Below are 537 nucleotides of genomic sequence, written 5' to 3'. Positions count from 1 at the left end.
GTGATATAATGCTTTCATCAGCTGACGAACGTGCATTTGCACCAGTCGCCCCTGCTGGCATAGTATCAGTGTGTAAGGGGATGTGGGCGTCCTTACCGTCAGCCTTTATTTTATCCGTATTCATCCTGCGTCTATTTGCGTGAATTATTTTATTTTCACTTTTATTTACCACAATATCCTTTATTTTTGTGCCATCTTTTTTACCAAGATAAACACTATTTTCGCTTTTTCCAGCCTTTATAGTATTTGGTTCATCAAGCACATAATCAATTAGTTCTTTAACTGCTCTTTTGTTCTCAAACATTTCAGGGTGTTTTGCGTGAAGCCACGCTAAAGAAGTTGATATTTTTTCGCCCAGATCAGTCTTGCCTTGAAGCTCTTTACTTAGCTCAAATTTAGCTTCATCCATAAAAGTAAGTTTGCCACCATTTTTTACTACAAACCCATCCCCTTTTATCTCTCCAGCTTGAGCCTCTTCTCTTAACGCCTTTACCTCGTTTTTAAAAGCTTCTAATAGTTTAGTTGAGTTTTCTGGTT

Annotated in this window: 1 protein-coding gene; it reads right to left on the bottom strand. The window is 37.8% G+C overall.

Going from position 1 to position 537, the window contains the following annotated elements; all coding sequences use genetic code 11:
* A partial coding sequence (locus HMPREF1019_RS10245; RefSeq protein ID WP_009295572.1) for a hypothetical protein occupies positions 1-537 on the bottom strand: 537 nt, incomplete at both ends.

The organism is Campylobacter sp. 10_1_50 (genome assembly GCF_000238755.1).
In the GTDB taxonomy this organism is placed as follows: domain Bacteria; phylum Campylobacterota; class Campylobacteria; order Campylobacterales; family Campylobacteraceae; genus Campylobacter_A; species Campylobacter_A concisus_R.
This window is presented reverse-complemented; position numbering and strand designations above follow the sequence as displayed.